General features: G+C 51.3%; 1 pseudogene. It reads right to left on the bottom strand.

Annotation, left to right across the window (positions count from 1 at the left end):
• Positions 1-206 (bottom strand): annotated as a pseudogene (locus FS736_RS24030) (acetolactate synthase large subunit); the annotation flags it as partial.
• Positions 207-230 lie beyond the last annotated feature (24 nt).

Below are 230 nucleotides of genomic sequence, written 5' to 3'. Positions count from 1 at the left end.
CCTTCCACCTTCACCAGCTCTTTTAAACCTTCCCTCCCATCTCCTACAACCCCAATCTTCCTACCCACCTTCTTCCCCATTTCCCCACGCTCTATATCAATATCCCCCACACTTCCTTTTCCCCCAAACTCCTCCACCTTCCCTCTCACCCCCTCATCAAACCCTGCCCCCATATTCATCACCAACTCACAATCATACACACCCATCTTCCCCCTATACCACCCATCCAT

Source organism: Cytobacillus oceanisediminis 2691 (genome assembly GCF_007678455.1).
In the GTDB taxonomy this organism is placed as follows: Bacteria; Bacillota; Bacilli; order Bacillales; family Cytobacillaceae; genus Mesobacillus; species Mesobacillus oceanisediminis_A.
The sequence above is the reverse complement of the archived record's forward strand: the minus strand, read 5'-3'. Positions and strand labels throughout refer to the sequence as shown.